Annotated in this window: 16 protein-coding genes; 14 read left to right on the forward strand and 2 right to left on the reverse strand. The window is 62.0% G+C overall.

All coding sequences use genetic code 11. From position 1 onward, the window contains the following. The 3 genes from carB to AB0305_RS09230 all read left to right on the forward strand — a co-directional run. Positions 1 to 3,148, forward strand: a 3,148-nt coding sequence (gene carB / locus AB0305_RS09220) for a carbamoyl-phosphate synthase large subunit (protein ID WP_366172454.1), incomplete at its 5' end; no start/stop codon positions are given. 196 nt (positions 3,149 to 3,344) lie between these two features. After that, positions 3,345 to 3,821 (forward strand): transcription elongation factor GreA, encoded by a 477-nt coding sequence (greA, locus tag AB0305_RS09225; protein ID WP_366172456.1) that lies wholly within the window; start codon positions 3,345 to 3,347, stop codon positions 3,819 to 3,821. A 22-nt stretch (positions 3,822 to 3,843) separates the two neighbouring features. Next, a complete protein-coding gene (locus tag AB0305_RS09230; protein ID WP_366172458.1) occupies positions 3,844 to 4,311 on the forward strand; it encodes a DUF4149 domain-containing protein in 468 nt (155 codons plus the stop codon). 50 nt (positions 4,312 to 4,361) lie between these two features. Here AB0305_RS09230 and AB0305_RS09235 read toward each other — a convergent pair whose 3' ends face one another. Continuing rightward, a complete protein-coding gene (locus AB0305_RS09235) occupies positions 4,362 to 4,862 on the reverse strand; it encodes a YhbY family RNA-binding protein (protein WP_366172460.1) in 501 nt (166 codons plus the stop codon). Positions 4,863 to 4,958: 96 nt separating this feature from the next. Here AB0305_RS09235 and AB0305_RS09240 point away from each other — a divergent pair, with 96 nt between their 5' ends. The 11 genes from AB0305_RS09240 to phoR all read left to right on the forward strand — a co-directional run bounded on the left by AB0305_RS09240 (position 4,959) and on the right by phoR (position 17,045). After that, on the forward strand, positions 4,959 to 5,624 hold the full coding sequence (locus AB0305_RS09240) for an RlmE family RNA methyltransferase (protein ID WP_366172462.1): 666 nt from the start codon (positions 4,959 to 4,961) through the stop codon (positions 5,622 to 5,624). Between the two features lie 132 nt (positions 5,625 to 5,756). Continuing rightward, complete coding sequence (gene ftsH, locus AB0305_RS09245; RefSeq protein ID WP_366172464.1) at positions 5,757 to 7,640, forward strand: ATP-dependent zinc metalloprotease FtsH; 1,884 nt, start codon at positions 5,757 to 5,759, stop codon at positions 7,638 to 7,640. Between the two features lie 132 nt (positions 7,641 to 7,772). Beyond that, positions 7,773 to 8,648, forward strand: coding sequence for a dihydropteroate synthase (gene folP, locus AB0305_RS09250; protein WP_366172466.1), 876 nt, complete (start codon positions 7,773 to 7,775; stop codon positions 8,646 to 8,648). A gap of 105 nt (positions 8,649 to 8,753) precedes the next feature. Continuing rightward, a complete protein-coding gene (gene glmM / locus AB0305_RS09255) occupies positions 8,754 to 10,097 on the forward strand; it encodes a phosphoglucosamine mutase (protein ID WP_366172468.1) in 1,344 nt (447 codons plus the stop codon). A 188-nt stretch (positions 10,098 to 10,285) separates the two neighbouring features. Beyond that, positions 10,286 to 11,320 carry a phosphate ABC transporter substrate-binding protein PstS gene (gene pstS, locus AB0305_RS09260; protein WP_366172470.1) on the forward strand — a complete coding sequence of 345 codons (1,035 nt, stop codon included), beginning with the start codon at positions 10,286 to 10,288 and terminating at the stop codon, positions 11,318 to 11,320. A 115-nt stretch (positions 11,321 to 11,435) separates the two neighbouring features. Further along, on the forward strand, positions 11,436 to 12,410 hold the full coding sequence (gene pstC / locus AB0305_RS09265) for a phosphate ABC transporter permease PstC (protein ID WP_366172473.1): 975 nt from the start codon (positions 11,436 to 11,438) through the stop codon (positions 12,408 to 12,410). 44 nt (positions 12,411 to 12,454) lie between these two features. Further along, the gene (gene pstA, locus AB0305_RS09270; protein WP_366172475.1) at positions 12,455 to 13,333 is read left to right on the forward strand and encodes a phosphate ABC transporter permease PstA; all 879 of its coding nucleotides are present in this window, start codon (positions 12,455 to 12,457) and stop codon (positions 13,331 to 13,333) included. A 2-nt stretch (positions 13,334 to 13,335) separates the two neighbouring features. Beyond that, positions 13,336 to 14,121, forward strand: a complete 786-nt coding sequence (pstB, locus tag AB0305_RS09275; RefSeq protein ID WP_366172477.1) for a phosphate ABC transporter ATP-binding protein PstB — start codon at positions 13,336 to 13,338, stop codon at positions 14,119 to 14,121. Between the two features lie 42 nt (positions 14,122 to 14,163). After that, the gene (gene phoU, locus AB0305_RS09280) at positions 14,164 to 14,871 is read left to right on the forward strand and encodes a phosphate signaling complex protein PhoU (protein ID WP_366172479.1); all 708 of its coding nucleotides are present in this window, start codon (positions 14,164 to 14,166) and stop codon (positions 14,869 to 14,871) included. A gap of 24 nt (positions 14,872 to 14,895) precedes the next feature. Continuing rightward, positions 14,896 to 15,609 carry a phosphate regulon transcriptional regulator PhoB gene (phoB, locus tag AB0305_RS09285; RefSeq protein ID WP_252684284.1) on the forward strand — a complete coding sequence of 238 codons (714 nt, stop codon included), beginning with the start codon at positions 14,896 to 14,898 and terminating at the stop codon, positions 15,607 to 15,609. Positions 15,610 to 15,716: 107 nt separating this feature from the next. Next, complete coding sequence (gene phoR / locus AB0305_RS09290; protein ID WP_366172482.1) at positions 15,717 to 17,045, forward strand: phosphate regulon sensor histidine kinase PhoR; 1,329 nt, start codon at positions 15,717 to 15,719, stop codon at positions 17,043 to 17,045. A 68-nt stretch (positions 17,046 to 17,113) separates the two neighbouring features. Here the strand turns inward: phoR and ppk1 are convergent, their stop codons facing one another. Beyond that, the gene (ppk1, locus tag AB0305_RS09295) at positions 17,114 to 19,285 is read right to left on the reverse strand and encodes a polyphosphate kinase 1 (protein ID WP_366172484.1); all 2,172 of its coding nucleotides are present in this window, start codon (positions 19,283 to 19,285) and stop codon (positions 17,114 to 17,116) included. Positions 19,286 to 19,360 lie beyond the last annotated feature (75 nt).

A 19,360-nucleotide genomic window follows, 5' to 3' on the forward strand; every position in this document is an offset into this window, starting at 1 on the left:
CCTTGTGCTGCTCGCGCGGGCCGTACACGTTGAAGTAGCGATCAACAGCAACCCGGCCACGATCATGACCGACCCCAGCACGGCCGATGTGACCTACATCGAGCCGATCACCTGGGAAGTGGTCGAGCGCATCATCGCCAAGGAGCGCCCGGACGCGATCCTGCCGACCATGGGCGGCCAGACCGCACTGAACTGCGCGCTGGACCTGCATCGCCATGGCGTGCTGGCCAAGTACAACGTCGAGCTGATCGGCGCATCGCCCGAGGCCATCGACAAGGCCGAAGACCGCCAGAAGTTCAAGGACGCGATGACCAAGATCGGCCTGGGTTCGGCCAAGTCGGGCATTGCGCATTCCATGGACGAAGCCGTGGCCGTCCAGTCGCAAATCGCCAAGGAAACCGGCACCAGCGGTTACCCGATCGTGATCCGTCCGTCGTTCACGCTGGGCGGCACGGGCGGCGGCATCGCCTACAACCGCGAAGAATTTGAAGAGATCTGCAAGCGCGGTCTCGACCTCTCGCCGACCAACGAGCTGCTGATCGAAGAATCGCTGCTCGGCTGGAAGGAATACGAGATGGAGGTCGTGCGCGACAAGGCCGACAACTGCATCATCGTCTGCTCGATCGAAAACCTGGACCCGATGGGCATCCACACCGGTGACTCCATCACCGTGGCCCCGGCACAGACGCTGACCGACAAGGAATACCAGATCCTGCGTAACGCCTCGCTGGCCGTGCTGCGCGAGATCGGCGTGGATACGGGCGGTTCGAACGTGCAGTTCTCGATCAACCCGAAGGACGGTCGCATGATCGTCATCGAGATGAACCCGCGTGTGTCGCGTTCGTCGGCGCTGGCGTCCAAGGCCACCGGTTTCCCGATCGCCAAGGTCGCAGCCAAGCTGGCCGTGGGCTACACGCTGGACGAGCTGAAGAACGAGATCACCGGCGGCGCGACCCCGGCGTCGTTCGAGCCGTCGATCGACTACGTGGTCACCAAGGTGCCGCGTTTCGCGTTCGAAAAATTCCCGCAGGCCGATAGCCACCTGACCACGCAGATGAAGTCGGTGGGTGAAGTGATGGCCATGGGCCGGACCTTCCAGGAATCGTTCCAGAAGGCATTGCGCGGCCTGGAAGTGGGCGTGGATGGCCTGGACGAAAAGTCCACCGACCGCGACGAGATCATCGAAGAGATCGGCGAAGCCGGTCCGGACCGCATCTGGTATCTGGGCGACGCATTCCGCCTGGGCCTGTCGATCGACGAGGTCTACTCCGAAACGTCTGTTGACCCGTGGTTCCTCGCGCAGATCGAAGACATCGTCAAGACCGAAGCGTTGGTCAAGGCGCGCACGCTCGATAGCCTATCGGCTGCCGAACTGCGTGTGCTTAAGCAGAAGGGTTTCTCCGACCGCCGCCTGGCCAAGCTGATGAAGACGACGGCCCAGGCCGTGCGCGAGAAGCGTATCGCCGAGAAGGTCCGCCCGGTCTACAAGCGCGTGGACACCTGCGCCGCCGAGTTCGCCACCAACACCGCGTACCTGTACTCGACGTACGAAGCCGAGCACGGCGAGTGCGAAGCCGAGCCGACCAATAACAAGAAGATCATGGTGCTGGGCGGTGGCCCGAACCGGATCGGCCAGGGTATCGAGTTCGACTACTGCTGCGTGCATGCCGCCCTGGCGCTGCGCGAAGACGGGTACGAGACCATCATGGTCAACTGCAACCCGGAAACCGTCTCGACCGACTACGACACCTCCGACCGTCTGTACTTCGAGCCGGTGACGCTGGAAGACGTGCTCGAGATCGTCGACAAGGAAAAGCCGGTTGGCGTGATCGTGCAGTACGGTGGCCAGACGCCGCTCAAGCTCGCGCTGGATCTGGAAGCCAACGGCGTGCCCATCATCGGTACGTCGCCGGACATGATCGATGCGGCCGAAGACCGCGAGCGCTTCCAGAAGCTGCTGCACGAGCTGGGCCTGCGCCAGCCGCCCAACCGTACCGCCCGCGCTGAAGACGAAGCACTGAAGCTGGCCGAAGAAATTGGCTATCCGCTGGTGGTGCGCCCGTCGTACGTGCTGGGTGGCCGCGCGATGGAAATCGTGCACGAGCCGCGCGACCTCGAGCGCTACATGCGTGAAGCCGTGAAGGTGTCGAACGACAGCCCCGTGCTGCTCGACCGCTTCCTGAACGACGCCATCGAATGCGACGTGGATTGCCTGTCTGATGGCAAGCGCGTCTTCATCGGCGGCGTGATGGAACACATCGAGCAGGCCGGCGTGCACTCGGGTGACTCCGCTTGCTCGCTGCCGCCGTACTCGCTGTCGCAAGCCACCGTCGACGAACTCAAGCGTCAGACCGCGGCCATGGCCAAGGCGCTGAACGTGGTCGGCCTGATGAACGTGCAGTTCGCCATCCAGCAGAAGGACGGCGAAGACATCGTCTACGTGCTGGAAGTGAACCCGCGTGCGTCGCGTACCGTGCCGTACGTGTCGAAGGCGACCGGCATCTCGCTGGCCAAGGTGGCGGCACGCTGCATGGCCGGCCAGTCGCTGGATTCGCAAGGCATCGAAACGGAAGTCGTACCGGCGTATTACAGCGTCAAGGAAGCCGTGTTCCCGTTCAACAAGTTCCCGGGTGTTGATCCGGTGCTTGGACCGGAAATGCGCTCCACCGGCGAAGTGATGGGCGTCGGCAAGACCTTTGGCGAGGCCCTGTTCAAGAGCCAGCTCGCCGCCGGTTCGCGTTTGCCCGAGAAGGGCACCGTGCTGATGACGGTCAAGGACAGCGACAAGCCGGCCGCGGTGGAAGTGGCCCGTGCGCTGCATACGCTGGGCTACCCGATCGTCGCGACGCGCGGTACGGCTTCGGCCATCGAAGCGGCCGGCATTCCGGTGCGCGTGGTCAACAAGGTGAAGGACGGCCGTCCGCACATCGTCGACATGATCAAGAACGCCGAGATCGCCCTCGTGTTTACGACCGTCGACGAGACGCGTACCGCGATTGCCGACTCGCGTTCGATCCGCCAAGCCGCTCTGGCGCAACGCGTGACGTACTACACCACCATCGCTGGCGCCCGCGCCGCGGTGGAGGGCCTGAAGCACATGCAGAACCTGGATGTGTATGACCTCCAAGGTCTGCACGCCACCCTGTAAGGCCTTCGTCAGACCTCGCGGCGTGGCATAGCGTCGCGGCAGAACCCCCGGGGTAGCGGCAGTTGCCGCCTCGGGGCGGTTCGCCTACACTACAGCGTCCGTGTCAAAACAACGACAGCCGCCGTCAGGCGGGTGTGCGCTACGCGCCCTCCCGCTTCGCAGCGGCTGATTTTTTTGTGATTTCGAATTACTCGCTATGAGCACCATTCCCATTACCAAGCGCGGTGCCGAGATGCTCAAGGAAGAGCTGCAGCGCTTGAAGACCAAGGAGCGTCCGGCCGTCGTCAACGCCATCGCTGAGGCTCGTGCCCAGGGCGATCTGTCCGAAAACGCCGACTACGATGCCGCCAAGGAGCGCCAGGGCTTCATCGAGGGCCGCATCATGGAGATCGAGTCCAAGCTGGCCGCCGCGCAGATCATCGATCCGGCCGCGCTGGACGCGGAAGGCCGCGTCGTGTTCGGCGCCACCATCGATCTGGAAGATCTGGACTCGGGCAAGCCCGTCACGTACCAGATCGTCGGCGATGACGAGGCCGATCTGGAAACCGGCAAGATCTCGATCAGCTCCCCCATCGCACGCGCGCTAATCGGCAAGTTTGAAGGCGATGTCGCGACTGTGGTTGCCCCGGGTGGCGAGCGCGAATACGAAGTCGTCGCGGTCAAATACCTCTAATCCGCATTCGGAGCCAGCCACCATGCCGCAGCGCTTCTTCCAGTTGCTTGCCACGGTGTGGTGCGGTTCGCTCTGGACCATCGGCTACGTCGCCGCGCCCACGCTGTTTGCCATGCTGGAAGATCGTCAGTTGGCGGGCGCGATTGCCGGACGGTTGTTCCATGCGGAGGCGTGGATCGGCCTTGCGAGCGGTTGCCTCCTGTTGTTGGCGGCGACGGCGTTGGTTCGGCGCGGGCAGGATGGTTACAAGCCGTTGCGCTGGCTGGTGCTGGGGATGCTGGTATGTGTGCTGGTCGGCTATTTCGGCCTGCAGCCGTTCATGGCTTCCCTGCGAGAGCAAGCTGCAGCGCAGGGCTTGGCGGTGGGGGAGTCGGCATACCGCGCTCAGTTTGGCATGCTGCACGGCGTATCCAGCGCGTTCTACCTCGTGCAAAGCCTGCTCGGTCTTGCGTTGATCTGGAAGATGGCGGGCATTCGGCAGGCTTCCTAAGGCAAAAAAAGACCGGCTGAAACGCCGGTCGTTTTGTGTGAAGCCTTGAATCAGGACAGCGCCTTCTTTTTCTGGCTGGCTTGACGCGGTTTGGCGCGCTTGACGTTGCCGCCCGCCGTGACACGCTCGTTGCCGAGCACGCTCAAGCGGACTGGCTTCGGGCGGCGGGCGCTGTTCGGATTGGGCTTGCGGACCGTGACCGAACGCGGGCCGACACCGATCGTGGTCTTGCGAGGCGGCTTGAGGTCCTTCGGCTGGTTTTCCTTCAGGTAGGCCGGGCCTTCGCGCCAGATCACCAGCAACTTGCCGATATGCTGTACCGGGGCGGCCTGCAGGCGGGCGCAGATTGTGTCGTAGATTTCGATACGCGCTTCGCGGTCATCGCCGGCCACGCGAACTTTGATCAGCGCGTGAGCCGCCAGCGAGCGGTCGATTTCGGCCAGAACGGCCTTGGTCAGGCCCTCCGCACCGATGATGACGACCGGATTCAATGCATGCGCTTCCGAGCGCAATTCCGATCGCTGGGCAGGGGTGAGGGTGAGGGCGGGCATAAATAAGGGCGGGATCGCGGAAAAAGACAAACGGCGCGTATTATCCGCCAAAATTAGTCCAAGCCGCCATGTTTAGGCAGTTTGGCAATCCATTCGATGGCAAAGAACAAATTCAACCAGTCGTGGCTGCACGACCATATCAACGATCCGTACGTCAAGCTGGCGCAGCGCGAGGGCTACCGCGCGCGCGCCGCCTACAAGCTCAAGGAGATTGACGAGCAGGACAAGCTGATCAAGCCGGGCCAGGTCATTGTTGACCTGGGGGCCGCGCCGGGTAGCTGGAGCCAGTACGTGCGCAACAAGCTGGCCGCCTCTTCGCGCGCCAAGGATGGCCGCATTGACGGCGCCATCGTCGCCATCGACATCCTGCCGATGGAAGCGATTGCCGACGTCGAGTTCATCCAGGGCGACTTCCGTGAGGAAGCGGTCTTCCAGCAACTCGAGCAAATCGTGCTGGAGACGACCGGCGGAGGCAAAGTCGACCTTGTATTGTCGGATATGGCCCCCAATCTGTCTGGAGTGGCGTCGGCGGACGCCGCGCGCATGGAGCACATCGCCGAGCTGGCCGTGGAATTTGCCATGGCGCACCTGAAACCCGAGGGCGCGCTGCTGATCAAATGTTTTCACGGCAGCGGCTATAGTCAGATCGTCGAGATGTTCAAGCGCCATTTCAAGATCGTGGCGCCGCGCAAGCCCAAGGCCTCCCGCGACAAATCGTCCGAGACGTTTCTGCTGGGCCGACAGCTCAAGCATCCGGGCTGACGGACGTTAGTCAGGAAAGGCGCTCGGTACGAGGTTGCGTTGCCGATGGTCTTGCGGGCAATCAACCTACGGCGGTATCCGTGCATTACAATGCCAAGCATCCCGTCAAGGCATTTCTAAAGGAGTCTCGCCTTGAATAACAACTGGTTTCAGAAGGCGGCCATCTGGTTGGTGATTGCCTTGGTGCTGTTCACCGTCTTCAAGCAGTTCGACAAGCCTCGCGCCCAAGAAGGCGTGACGTACTCGCAATTCATGGATGATGCGAAGGCCGGTAAGGTCAAGCGCGTCGAAGTGCAAGGGCGTACGTTGATGGTCACCCCCAACGAGGGCAACAAGTATTCGATCATCTCGCCGGGCGACATCTGGATGGTCGGCGACCTGATGAAATACGGCGTGCAAGTGACTGGTAAGGCCGAAGATGAGCCGAATATGCTCTATTCGATCCTTACCTACCTTGGCCCCACGCTGCTGATCATCGTGTTCTGGTTCTACATGATGCGGCAGATGCAGGGTGGCGGGAAAGGCGGCGCCTTCTCGTTCGGCAAGTCGCGCGCCAGGCTGATCGACGAGAACAACAATAGCGTCACGTTTGCCGATGTCGCCGGCTGCGACGAGTCGAAGGAAGAAGTTGTCGAGTTGGTCGACTTCCTCAAGGATCCTCAAAAGTTCCAGAAGCTGGGCGGTCGTATTCCGCGCGGCGTGCTGCTGGTCGGCCCTCCGGGTACCGGTAAGACGCTGCTGGCGCGCGCCATCGCTGGTGAAGCCAAGGTGCCGTTCTTCAGCATCTCCGGTTCGGACTTCGTCGAAATGTTCGTTGGCGTGGGCGCGGCTCGCGTGCGCGACATGTTCGAAAACGCCAAGAAGCAGGCGCCCTGCATCGTCTTTATCGACGAAATCGACGCGGTCGGTCGCCATCGTGGCGCTGGCATGGGCGGCGGCAACGACGAGCGCGAGCAGACCCTGAACCAGATGCTGGTGGAAATGGATGGCTTCGAGGCCAACTCGGGCGTCATCGTGATTGCCGCGACCAACCGCGCTGACGTGCTTGATAAGGCGCTGCTGCGTCCGGGTCGCTTCGACCGCCAGGTCTACGTTGGGCTGCCCGACATCCGCGGCCGCGAGCAGATTCTTAAGGTGCATATGCGCAAGGTGCCCATCGGCAACGATGTGGATGCTTCCGTGCTGGCACGCGGTACGCCCGGCTTCTCGGGTGCGGATCTGGCGAACCTAGTCAACGAAGCTGCGCTGTTTGCTGCCCGCCGCAACAAGCGCGTAGTGGATATGCAGGACTTCGAAGACGCGAAGGACAAGATCTACATGGGTCCGGAGCGCAAGTCTGCCGTGATCCGCGAAGAGGAGCGCAAGGCTACGGCGTACCACGAGTCGGGTCACGCGGTGGTGGCTAAGCTGCTGCCGAAGGCCGACCCGGTGCACAAGGTCACGATCATGCCGCGCGGTTGGGCGGGCGGTCTGACTTGGCAGTTGCCGGAGCATGACAAGCATTACGCCTACAAGGACACGATGCTCGAAGAGATCGCCATCCTGTTCGGCGGACGCGCTGCGGAAGAGGTATTCCTGGGTGCGATGAGCACCGGCGCCTCCAACGACTTCGAGCGCGCCACCAAGATGGCTCGCGACATGGTGACGCGCTACGGTATGAGCGACACGCTCGGCACCATGGTCTACGTTGATACGGAGCAGGACGGCTTCTTCGGTCGGATGGCGTCGAAGACGGTATCCGAAGCGACGCAGCAGAAGGTGGACTCGGAAATCCGTCGTATCGTGGATGAGCAGTACACCCTGGCCAAGGGCCTGCTGGAATCGAACCGCGACAAGGTGGAGGCGATGACCGCCGCGCTGCTCGAATGGGAAACCATCGACGCGGACCAAGTCAACGACATCATGGACGGCAAGCCGCCGCGTCCACCGCGTTACGGTTCCACCGGCGGTGGCAGCACGCCGCCGGGTGGCGGTACCCCGGCAGTGAATCCGGGCAATGTGCCTGCCACGGCATGATGATCCCGTAATGTATCGCCCCAGCGGCGACCTAGAAGAGCCGGTGCCCGCGCACCGGCTTTTTTGTGGGTGCCATTTTTGGCATGCCTCGCGTAGCATTCCGGTCCTGCGTTGCATTCTGAACAGCCTATCTTGTCTGCTTCCATTCCGACCACCACGCATTTCCAGTGCGGACGTTTTCGTTACCCGCGTGATCGGCGCCCGCTGGTCATGGGTATTCTCAACGTCACGCCGGATTCGTTTTCCGACGGTGGCCAGCACGCTACGCGCGACGCCGCATTGCGCCACGCTGAGCAGCTGATTGCCGAAGGTGTCGACATGATCGACATCGGTGGTGAGTCGAGCCGCCCAGGTGCCGCGCCGCTCGGCTTGCAGGAAGAACTCGACCGCGTCATGCCGATCGTTGAGGCGCTGCGCGATTGCGGCAAGCCGCTGTCGATCGATACCTACAAGCCCGAGGTGATGCACGCCACGCTGAATGCTGGCGCCGATCTCATCAATGACATCTGGGGCTTCCGGCGCCCGGGTGCGATTGAGGCGGCGGCAACGAGCAATGCTGGGCTGTGCGTCATGCACATGCAGCGCGATCCGGAAACCATGCAGGAATCGCCGAGCTATACGGATTTAATGGGTGAGGTTGCGGTGTTCTTGCGCACGCAAGTCGAGGCGCTCATGGCGGCCGGCGTGGCGGCGGAGCGCATCTCGCTCGACCCGGGATTTGGCTTCGGCAAGACGCCGAATCACAATCTCACGATGCTCAATCGATTGGCGGAATTCGAACAGATCGGCTTGCCATTGCTTGCCGGCTTGTCACGCAAATCGACCCTGGGCGCGGTGCTGGGCGGCAAGCCGCCGACAGAACGGGTGACGGCCAGCGTGGCCGCAGCGCTGCTGGCCGCTGAACGAGGCGCGTTCATCGTGCGCGTGCACGATGTGCGGCCGACCGTGGAAGCGCTTCAGGTCTGGTGGGCCATGCGTCACGAACGCGTCGATCCGCCGCTGGAATGACGCCGCGACCTCGCGCGGTCGGGTGTCGAGCGAACAGACGATTGCCCGGCTGTGTCCGGCGCCTTACAACCAAATAAAGCAAACATTCTTCAGGAGAAATTCCCCATGTCCAGGAAGTATTTCGGCACCGACGGCATTCGCGGGCGTGTTGGCGAGAGCCCGATCACGCCGGATTTTGTGCTGCGCCTGGGTTATGCCGCCGGGCGGGTGCTGGCGCATGGCGACGAGGCGCACGGCCATGGACGCCCCACGGTGTTGATCGGCAAGGACACGCGCTTGTCGGGCTATATGCTGGAAGCGGCACTGGAGGCCGGCTTTACGGCTGCCGGCGTCGATGTGCTGATGAGTGGTCCGTTGCCCACGCCCGGTGTGGCGTACCTGACGCGCGCGCTGCGACTGTCGGCGGGTGTGGTGATTTCGGCATCGCACAACCCGTATTACGACAACGGCATCAAGTTCTTCTCGGCCACGGGCGACAAGCTGCCCGATGAGACCGAATTGCAGATCGAAGCCCAACTGGAAAAGCCGATGGAATATGCGGCCTCCGACGCGCTGGGCCGGGCCCGCCGCATTGACGATGCTGCTGGCCGCTACATCGAGTTCTGCAAGAGCACGTTCCCGAGTGACCTGAACCTGTTTGGCATGAAGGTCGTGTTGGACAGTGCGCATGGCGCTGCGTATCACATCGCGCCGCACGTCTTCCATGAACTGGGGGCGGACGTGGTCTCCATCGGCAATCAGCCGAATGGCCGCAACATCAATGATGGCTATGGCGCAACGGCCCCCGCCAAGCTGGTTGAGGCCACGCGCCAACACGCCGCCGACATCGGTCTGGCTTTTGATGGCGATGCCGACCGCCTGCAGGTGGTCGACCGCAACGGCCGCCTCTACAACGGAGACGAATTGCTCTACGTCATGGTGCAGGCGCGCCGCGCCGCCGGTTTGCCGGTGCAGGGCGCCGTGGGCACGCTGATGACGAACCTGGCAGTGGAGCTGGCACTCAAGGCGCAGGGTATTGAATTTGTGCGCGCGAAGGTGGGCGACCGCTATGTGCTGGAAGAGCTGAAAAAGAACGGCTGGCTGCTCGGCGGCGAGGGCTCGGGTCACTTGCTTTGCCTGGACAAGCACAGCACGGGCGACGGCATCATCTCGGCACTGCAGGTGCTCGCGGCATTGCGCCGCAGTGGTCAGACGCTGGAGCAAATGCTCGACGGCGTGCGCTTGTTCCCGCAAAAGCTCATCAATGTGCGCGTCGAAAAGGGCTTCGACTGGAAATCGCACACGGGCCTGCAAGCCGCCCTCAAGACCAGCGAAGCGGAACTGGAAGGTAGGGGCCGCGTGCTGATCCGCCCTTCGGGCACGGAACCCGTGGTGCGCGTAATGGTGGAAGCCCAAGATGCCGAACTGGCGAACCAACATGCGGAGCGTCTGGCAGCGACATTTCAGTGACATTGCCGCGTCAATCGAATGCATTTAAAGCGACCTACGGGTCGCTTTTTTTATGCGCGCGAGGCGACTTTCGTGTCTTACAGAGCAGTTATAAGAAGTTTCTGTGTTGTCACGGAACTGTCATTTAGGCGGCCTAAAGTTCGGGTGTCAAAAATTTGTCATCGCTCAACCGCTCCTCTGGAGAACTCATGAAACTGGTCAAAACCGCAATCGCTGGCGTGGCTGCCCTGGCTTTCGCTGGTGCCGCATTTGCTGTTGACATTACTGGCGCAGGCGCAACGTTCCCGGCACCCGTCTACAACAAGTGGGCGGCTGACTACAACAAGGCGACCCACACCAAGGTGAACTACCAAGGTATCGGTTCGTCGGGTGGTATCAAGCAGATCCAGGCGAAGACTGTCGACTTCGGCGCATCGGATATGCCGCTGAAGGACGAAGAGCTGGCCAAGGATGGCCTGATTCAGTTCCCGACCGTGATCGGCGGCGTGGTGCCTGTGATCAACCTGCCGGGCGTGAAGCCGGGCGAGCTGACCCTGAACGGCCAACTGCTGGGCGACATCTATCTGGGCAAGATCAAGAAGTGGAATGATCCGGCCATCGCCAAGCTGAACCCGAAGGCCAAGTTGCCGGATCAGGACATCCTGGTGGTGCGCCGTGCTGACGGTTCGGGCACTTCGTTCATCTTCACGAACTACCTGTCGAAGGTGAACACCGAGTGGAAGAGCAAGGTTGGCGAAGGCACGACCGTGAACTGGCCGACCGGTACGGGCGGCAAGGGCAACGAAGGCGTGGCCGCGTTTGTGCAGCGTCTGGGCGGCGCAGTTGGCTACGTCGAGTACGCCTACGCCAAGCAGAACAAGATGACGTACGTGAACCTGCAGAACAAGTCCGGCGCCACCGTGCAACCGACTGCTGAAGCCTTCAAGGCTGCCGCTGCGGGCGCCGAGTGGAGCAAGTCGTACTACCAGATCCTGACGGACGAGCCGGGCAAAGACGCATGGCCGATCGCCGGTGCGACGTTCATCCTGCTGCACAAGACGCAAGCCAAGCCGGAGCAGGGCGCTGAAGTCATGAAGTTCTTCGACTGGGCCTACAAGGGTGGCGATGACGCAGCCAAGAGCCTGGACTACGTGCCGCTGCCGGACGCTGTGAAGAACCAGATCCGCGCAACGTGGAAGTCGAGCGTGAAGGATGCATCGGGCAAGGTTGTCTACAACCAGTGATCGATGCCCGCTGCATAAGGGCTCGTAAGTAGGTGCAGCACAAGGTGCGGGAGGGCGGTACGAATCGGCCGCCCGCACCATTTCAAAAGCTTCTTTCGGCTGACCGGTTTCCCTCATGGCAACGCTCTCTGATTCCTCCGGCGCTTCCCGTATGCGAGCACCCAGCCGCCTTGGCGACCTGGTGTTCGGCGGTCTGACCCGCCTTGCCGCAATCGTTACGCTGTTGCTGCTGGGCGGCATCATCATCTCCCTCATCATCAGCTCCTGGCCCACGATCCAGAAATTCGGCCTGTCGTTTCTGTGGAATGCGGAGTGGGATCCGCCTTCCGACATTTATGGCGCGCTGGTGCCCGTCTACGGCACCCTGGTCACGTCGCTGATCGCGCTCATCATTGCCGTGCCCGTGAGCTTCGGCATTGCCCTGTTCTTGACCGAGCTGTCGCCGGCGTGGCTGCGCCGACCGCTAGGTACCGCCATCGAGCTGCTCGCTGCAGTGCCGTCCATCGTCTACGGCATGTGGGGCCTGCTCGTGTTTGCGCCGATCTTTGGCGAATACTTCCAGAAGCCGCTGGCCGCGACTGTCGGCAAAATTCCGTTCATTGGCGCGCTGTTCCAGGGCGCGCCGATCGGCATCGGTCTGCTGTGTGCCGGTGTGATCCTGGCGATCATGATCATCCCGTACATCTCGGCTGTGATGCGCGACGTATTCGAGATCACGCCGACGCTGCTTAAGGAATCGGCTTACGGCGTGGGCTGCACGACGTGGGAAGTCATGTGGAACGTGGTGCTGCCATACACCAAGGCTGGTGTGATCGGCGGTGTGATGCTGGGCTTGGGCCGTGCCCTGGGCGAGACCATGGCGGTGACGTTCGTGATCGGCAACACCAACCTGTTGTCCGATGCGTCGTTGTTCTCGCCGGGTAACAGCATTACCTCGGCGCTGGCCAATGAATTTGCGGAAGCGGGCCAGGGCCTGCATACCGCGGCGCTCATGGAGCTGGGCTTGATCCTGTTCGTCATCACGTTCATCGTGCTGGCGGCCTCCAAGCTGCTGCTGCTACGCCTGCGGAAGAGCGAGGGTCAGAAGTGAACCAACGCGACCTGCCTGACGCTATGAGACCCAATACCATGCGTATGTCTTCCATCCCTGCTGTGCGTGCCGACTCTGACAAGATCAAGGCACGCCTGCAGGCCCGACGCCGCAACGTCAACGGGATTGCGCTGGCACTTTCGCTGGCCGCCATGGCATTCGGCCTGATCTGGCTGGCGTGGATTCTGTGGACCACGCTCTCGCTGGGCGTGGGCGGCCTGTCGATTGCGCTCTTCACAGAGATGACGCCACCGCCCAATACGGCGGGGGGCGGTCTGGCCAACGCCATCGCAGGCTCGTTCATGCTGGTCGGTATGGCCACGCTGATCGGCACGCCGCTGGGCATCTTGGCGGGCATCTATTTGGCCGAGTATGGCAAGACGTCGGCACTGGCCAGCGCCACCCGCTTTATCAACGATATCCTGCTGTCGGCACCGTCCATCGTGATTGGCCTGTTTGTGTACGCCATCGTCGTGGCACGCGTACAGCACTTCTCGGGTCTTGCTGGCGTGATTGCGCTCGCATTGCTGCAGATTCCGATTGTGGTGCGCACCACCGAGAACATGCTGAACCTGGTGCCCAACGCCATGCGCGAGGCTGCCATGGCCCTTGGTACGCCCAAGTGGAAGATGATTCTGTCGATCACGCTCAAGGCTTCGTATGCTGGCGTGATCACGGGTGTGCTGCTGGCCGTGGCACGTATTGCGGGCGAAACCGCGCCGCTGCTCTTCACCGCGCTGAACAATCAGTTCTGGAGTCTGGATCTGAATCAGCCGATGGCGACCATGCCGGTGGTGATCTACAAGTTTGCGATGAGCCCGTTCCCCGAGTGGCAGCAATTGGCCTGGGCCGGGGTGTTCCTGATTACGCTGGGTGTGCTGGGGCTGAACGTCCTTGCGCGTGCCTTGTTCACGAAGAAATGATCATGACTGCTACGTCCCTCGAAGTGCGCACGCAACAACCCAAGATCGATGTTCGCGACCTGAACTTCTACTACGGCAAGTTCCATGCGCTGAAGAACATCTCGTTGCAGATTCCCGAGAAGCAGGTGACGGCTTTCATCGGCCCGTCGGGCTGCGGAAAATCCACGCTGCTGCGTACCTTCAACAAGATGTACGCGCTGTATCCGGAACAGCGTGCCGAAGGCCAGATCAACATGGACGGCGAGAACCTGCTGACCTCGCGCATGGACATCGCTCTGCTGCGTGCCAAGGTGGGCATGGTGTTCCAGAAGCCGACGCCGTTCCCGATGTCGATCTACGACAACATCGCTTTTGGCGTGAAGCTGTTCGAGCGGCTGTCGCGCTCCGAGATGGACGACCGCGTGGAATGGGCGCTGACCAAGGCCGCGTTGTGGAGCGAAGTGAAGGACAAGCTCAACCAGTCGGGCTATGGCTTGTCGGGTGGCCAGCAGCAGCGTCTGTGTATCGCGCGCGGCATCGCCATCCGCCCTGAAGTGCTGCTGCTGGATGAGCCGTGCTCGGCGCTGGACCCGATTTCTACCGGCAAGATCGAAGAGCTGATCGCCGAGCTCAAGGATGACTACACCGTCGTCATCGTTACGCATAACATGCAGCAGGCCGCGCGCTGCTCCGACTACACCGCATACATGTACCTGGGCGAGCTGATCGAATTCGGCGATACCGAAAAGATCTTCATCAAGCCGCAGCGTAAAGAAACGGAAGACTACATCACCGGCCGCTTCGGCTGATCTGCAACGCTGAAGCCGAAGCAACAAGGCAAGGAGAAACCGATGTCCGACAAACACCTGTCGACCCAGTTCGACGCCGACCTGACCTCCATCAGTACCAAGGTGCTGCAGATGGGCGGCCTGGTGGAAGCGCAGATCGCCCGTGCAATGCGCGCCCTGTCCAACTTCGACACCGCCATGTGCGACCAGGTGCTCGCGGTGGAGCTGGAAATCAACGCGCTCGAGATCGAGATCGACGGCGACTGCAACAACATCATCGCGCGCCGCCAACCGACGGCGCGTGACTTGCGCCTGGTAATGGCTATCTCGAAGACCATCACCAACCTCGAGCGCGCCGGCGACGAAGCCGAGAAGATTGCCAAGCGCACCAAGCGCATCATGCAAGACGCGCAGGCCCACGCGCTGAACTACGCCGGTGTGGAACGCTCGGGCGAAATGGCCGCGACGATTCTGCGCCACGCGCTGGATGCCTTTGCGCGCCTGGACACCGCCGCGGCCGTGTCGATCCTGCAGGAAGACAAGGCCATCGATGAGGAATTCCGCGGTTTCATGCGCGAGCTCATCACCTACATGATGGAGAACCCGCGCACGATTTCGGTGGCGCTGGATTTGCTGTTCATTGCCAAGGCCATCGAGCGTATCGGCGACCACGCTAAGAACATCGCCGAGTTTATTATCTACATCGTCAAGGGAACCGACGTTCGCCACGCCTCGCGCGAAGCGCTCGAACGTGAGATCCTCGGCGAATAAAAAGGCAGGACTGGAGACGTGAGCATGCCGAGCAGTATTCTGGTCGTGGAAGACGAACCGGCGATCGCCGAACTGATCGCCGTCAACCTGCAGCACGCAGGGCACTACCCGATCCGCGCCTACAACGCAGAACAGGCACTCTCGCTGATGAGCGACGTGCTGCCTGACCTCGTCCTGCTGGACTGGATGTTGCCGGGAAAATCCGGCGTGATGTTCGCCAAGGAGCTACGTGCCAACGAGCGCACGCGCCAGATCCCGATCATCATGCTGACCGCCCGCAGCGAAGAGCAGGACAAGATCATGGGCCTGGACAGCGGCGCCGATGATTACGTCACCAAGCCGTTCTCGCCCAAGGAACTGCTGGCCCGTATCAAGGCCGTGCTGCGCCGCCGCGCACCGCAGCTGACCGACGATGTGGTCGCCATCAACGGCCTGAAGCTGGACCCAGCCACGCACCGTGTGACAGCCACGAACACCGAGGCAGAAAACCCGATCAAGCTCGACCTGGGCCCGACCGAGTTCCGCCTGCTGCATTTTCTGATGACGCACCCGGAGCGCGTGCACAGCCGCTCGCAACTGCTGGATCAGGTGTGGGGCGACCATGTGTTCGTGGAAGAGCGCACAGTGGACGTGCACATCAAGCGCCTGCGCGCGGCCCTCGCCCCGGGCGGCTACAGCAACATGATCGAAACCGTGCGCGGCAGCGGCTACAGGCTGGCGCGCAATCCGGGGCAGTAACCCTTCGCTGCTCTGCCACGCGATTCTGCTGCGACTCTGCCGCCATGGGTCGCGCGGTCACGCGACGCAGTCTACGATTCTTGTGGTCCAGCGCTTAGAATGCCTTCATGAACGTCTTCTGGACCCGTTTCGCCGTTTTTGGCGCCCTGATGGGCATCATCACGGCATGTCTGTATGTGTTCGCCAATCAGGTCATCGCGCTGGCTGTGCTCAGCGCGATGCTGTTGGCGATGCTGCTCTATTACGTCTATCAGATTCAGCGCCTGTGGCGCGTGCTGGATTCCCCCGCGTATGGCGAGATCCCCAGCGCGATCGGTCTATGGGGCGAAGTCTATTACCGCCTGCACCGGCTGGTGAAGGGCTGGCGCACCCAGGTGCTGCAGGTGGAGCAGCAGCATAGCCGCTTCATCCAGGCCATCCAGGCGTCGCCCAACGGCGTGCTGATGCTGGATGCCGAAGACCAGATCGAATGGTGCAACGCCGTGGCTGAAGAGCACTTCGGCCTTTCTGCCAAGCGTGATCTGCGTCAGCGCATTACCCACCTGATCCGCCGACCCGAGTTCGTGCGCTATCTGGCGCGCGGCGAGTTCGAGGAGCCGCTCACCATGCACGACGTGGGCCCGCACAAGCAAAGCATCGTTTCTGCTCAGATCCTCCCGTACGGCGAGGACCGCAAGCTGCTGGTGTCGCAAGACATCACCAAGCTGGAGAACACTGAAGCGATGCGGCGTGATTTCGTCGCCAACGTCTCGCATGAACTGAAGACGCCGCTGACGGTGCTCTCCGGGTTTCTGGAAACCGTGCGGGACATCCCGCTGCCCGAGGAAGACAAGAAGCGCTACCTGGACATGATGCACGTGCAAGCCATGCGCATGCAGCACCTGGTGGAAGATTTGCTGGCTCTGGCCACGCTGGAAGGCAACTCGGAACCGCCATCGCTCGCGCCGGTGCCGATGCAGCGCATGATGATGCAGCTTCAGCACGATATCGAAGCGCTTTCCGCCGGACGGCACACCGTCAGCATGTCGTGCGATCCGGCAGTCAGCGTGTGTGGGGCAGAGTTGGAATTGCTGTCGGCCTTCAGCAACCTGGCGTCCAACGCCGTGCGCTACACGCCGGATGGCGGCAAGATCCATCTCGATTGGAGCGTGAAGGATGGCCACGCCGTCTACTCCGTCACGGATACGGGCATCGGCATTGCAGCTGAGCACATCCCGCGCTTGACGGAGCGTTTCTATCGTGTAGACCGCAGCCGTTCACGCGATACGGGTGGCACGGGCTTGGGCCTGGCGATCGTCAAGCATGTGCTCTCGCGCCACGGCGGTGAATTGCAGGTGACCAGCGAGCATGGCAAGGGCAGTACGTTCCGCGCTGTGTTTCCGCCCGAACGGACGGTGGTGCGTAGCGCCAGCGTGAGCGACGAACGCGCGGCCTGATTGCGCAGTTCGCCCAAAGAAAAACGCACGCTCAACAGCGTGCGTTTTTCTTTGTGCTGCGGGAGCCGTTAGCCGGCAGAGATTTCCACTGGCGCGCGCACGGTCGGTTCCGCAGCGGTAGCAGCCGCCACGGCAGCTGCCGTCTCAGCCGCCGCTGCCGCCTGCGGTGAGAAGTGGTTCAGCAACTCCAACTGGCTGATGCGCACGTGCTTGCCACGCGTTTGACGCTGCACGTACGTACCGTCCGATTGCATGACCCACGCCGATGCGTTGTCGCGCAGATGCACCTGCAGGCTTTCCTTGATGACGCGGGCCTTGAGCTTGCGATCGAGCACCGGAAAGGCCACCTCCACGCGGCGGAACAGGTTGCGGTCCATCCAGTCGGCACTGGAAAGGTAGACCACTTCCTCGCCGCCGGCATGGAACGCATAGACACGGTGGTGTTCCAGAAAACGCCCCACGATCGAGCGCACGCTGATGTTCTCCGATAACCCCGGCACGCCCGGCTTGAGCGCGCACACACCACGCACGATCAGGTCGATCTTCACGCCGGCGCGCGAGGCCTTGTACAGCTCATCGATGATGGTCGGCTCGAGCAGTGCGTTCATCTTGCCGATGATGCGCGCACGTTTTCCCGCGCGCGCGGCGCGGGCTTCTGCGCGGATATGCTCGACGAGGTTCTCGTGCATCGTGAACGGCGAGTGCCACAGATGATGCAGCTTGACCTGCGCGCCCGTGCCCGTGAGCAACTGGAACACGTGGTGCACGTCTTCGCAGATTTGCTCGTCGGCCGTCATCAGGCCGAAGTCGGTATAGAGGCGGGCGGTCTTAGGGTGGTAGTTGCCGGTGCCAAGATGCGCATAGCGGCGCAGCTTGACGGCCTTGCCCTTGCCCGAGACTTCACGGCGCACGACCAGCAGCATCTTTGCGTGGCACTTGTGGCCGACCACGCCGTACACCACGTGCGCACCGGCCGATTCCAACTGGTCTGCCCAGTTGATGTTGGTCTCTTCGTCAAAGCGCGCCAGCAGTTCGACCACCACCGTGACTTCCTTGCCGTTGAGCGCCGCCTTGATGAGCGCTTCCATCACCGGCGATTCATTGCCGGTGCGGTACACCGTCTGCTTGATGGCCACCACGTCTGGGTCGCGCGCGGCTTGCTGCAGCAGCTCTAGCACGGGCGTGAAGCTCTCGTACGGATGGTGCAGGAGGATGTCGCCCTGACGGATGGCGTCGAATACGCTTGAGCTGTTCGTCACCTGTTTGACCGTGGCCGGCAGGTGCGGCGGGTATTTCAGGATCGGCTTGTCCACCAGGTCGGGCACCTGCAGCAGGCGCACCAGATTCACGGGGCCTTTCACGCGGTAGCAGTCGGCCTCGCTCAGGCCAAACTCCTGCAGCAGTCGGCGCACCAGCGCGGGCGACGTGTCGTGCGCGATTTCCAGGCGCACCGCATCACCGAAGTGGCGCGTGGAGAGCTCGCCCTGCAACGCCTCGCGCAAGTCGGTGATTTCGTCTTCCGTCACGAACAGATCGGAGTTGCGCGTGACGCGGAATTGATAGCAGCCGTGCACGTCGATCTGCGGGAACAGCTCGTGCACAAAGCCCTGCATGAACGACGACAGCAGCACGAACCCATACGGGTAACCCGATAGCTCCGACGGCATCTGCACTAAGCGAGGCAGGGCGCGCGGTGCCTGCACGATGGCGAGTTCTGCTTCACGCCCAAAGGCGTCTTTGCCCGACAGCTCAATGATGAAGTTCAGGCTTTTGTTGAGCACGCGTGGGAAAGGGTGTGCCGGGTCCAGCGCCATGGGCGTGAGAATCGGCACCAGCTCGTGCTGGAAGAAGTTGCGGCACCACGCGCGCTGGGCGTCGTTCCAGTTGGTGGTCATGTGGAAGAAGACGCCTTCCTTCTCCAGCAGGGGCAGGATCTCGTCTTGCAGCATGGCATACTGTTGCGCCACAAGCCGCCGCACCTGTTCCGTTACCACCCCAAACGCCTGCTGTACCGATAACCCATCCGGTGTCATCGACGAAGGGTTGTCGCGCATCTGTTCCTTCAACCCGGCGATGCGGATTTCAAAGAACTCATCCAGATTGCTCGACACGATGCAGATGAACTTCAGCCGCTCCATCAGTGGCACACCAGGATCGGCAGCTTGGGCGAGCACGCGGGCATTGAATTCCAGGATGCCCAGTTCGCGGTTGAGCAGGTCGCCGGCGGCCAAGGTGGACATGTTGCGTTCAGACGGATGACGATCCGGCCACTTTTTCATAGTTAGGTGTCAAATTTGTGACACATTGAAATTGTC

Source organism: Arthrobacter sp. NPDC080086 (assembly GCF_040702285.1).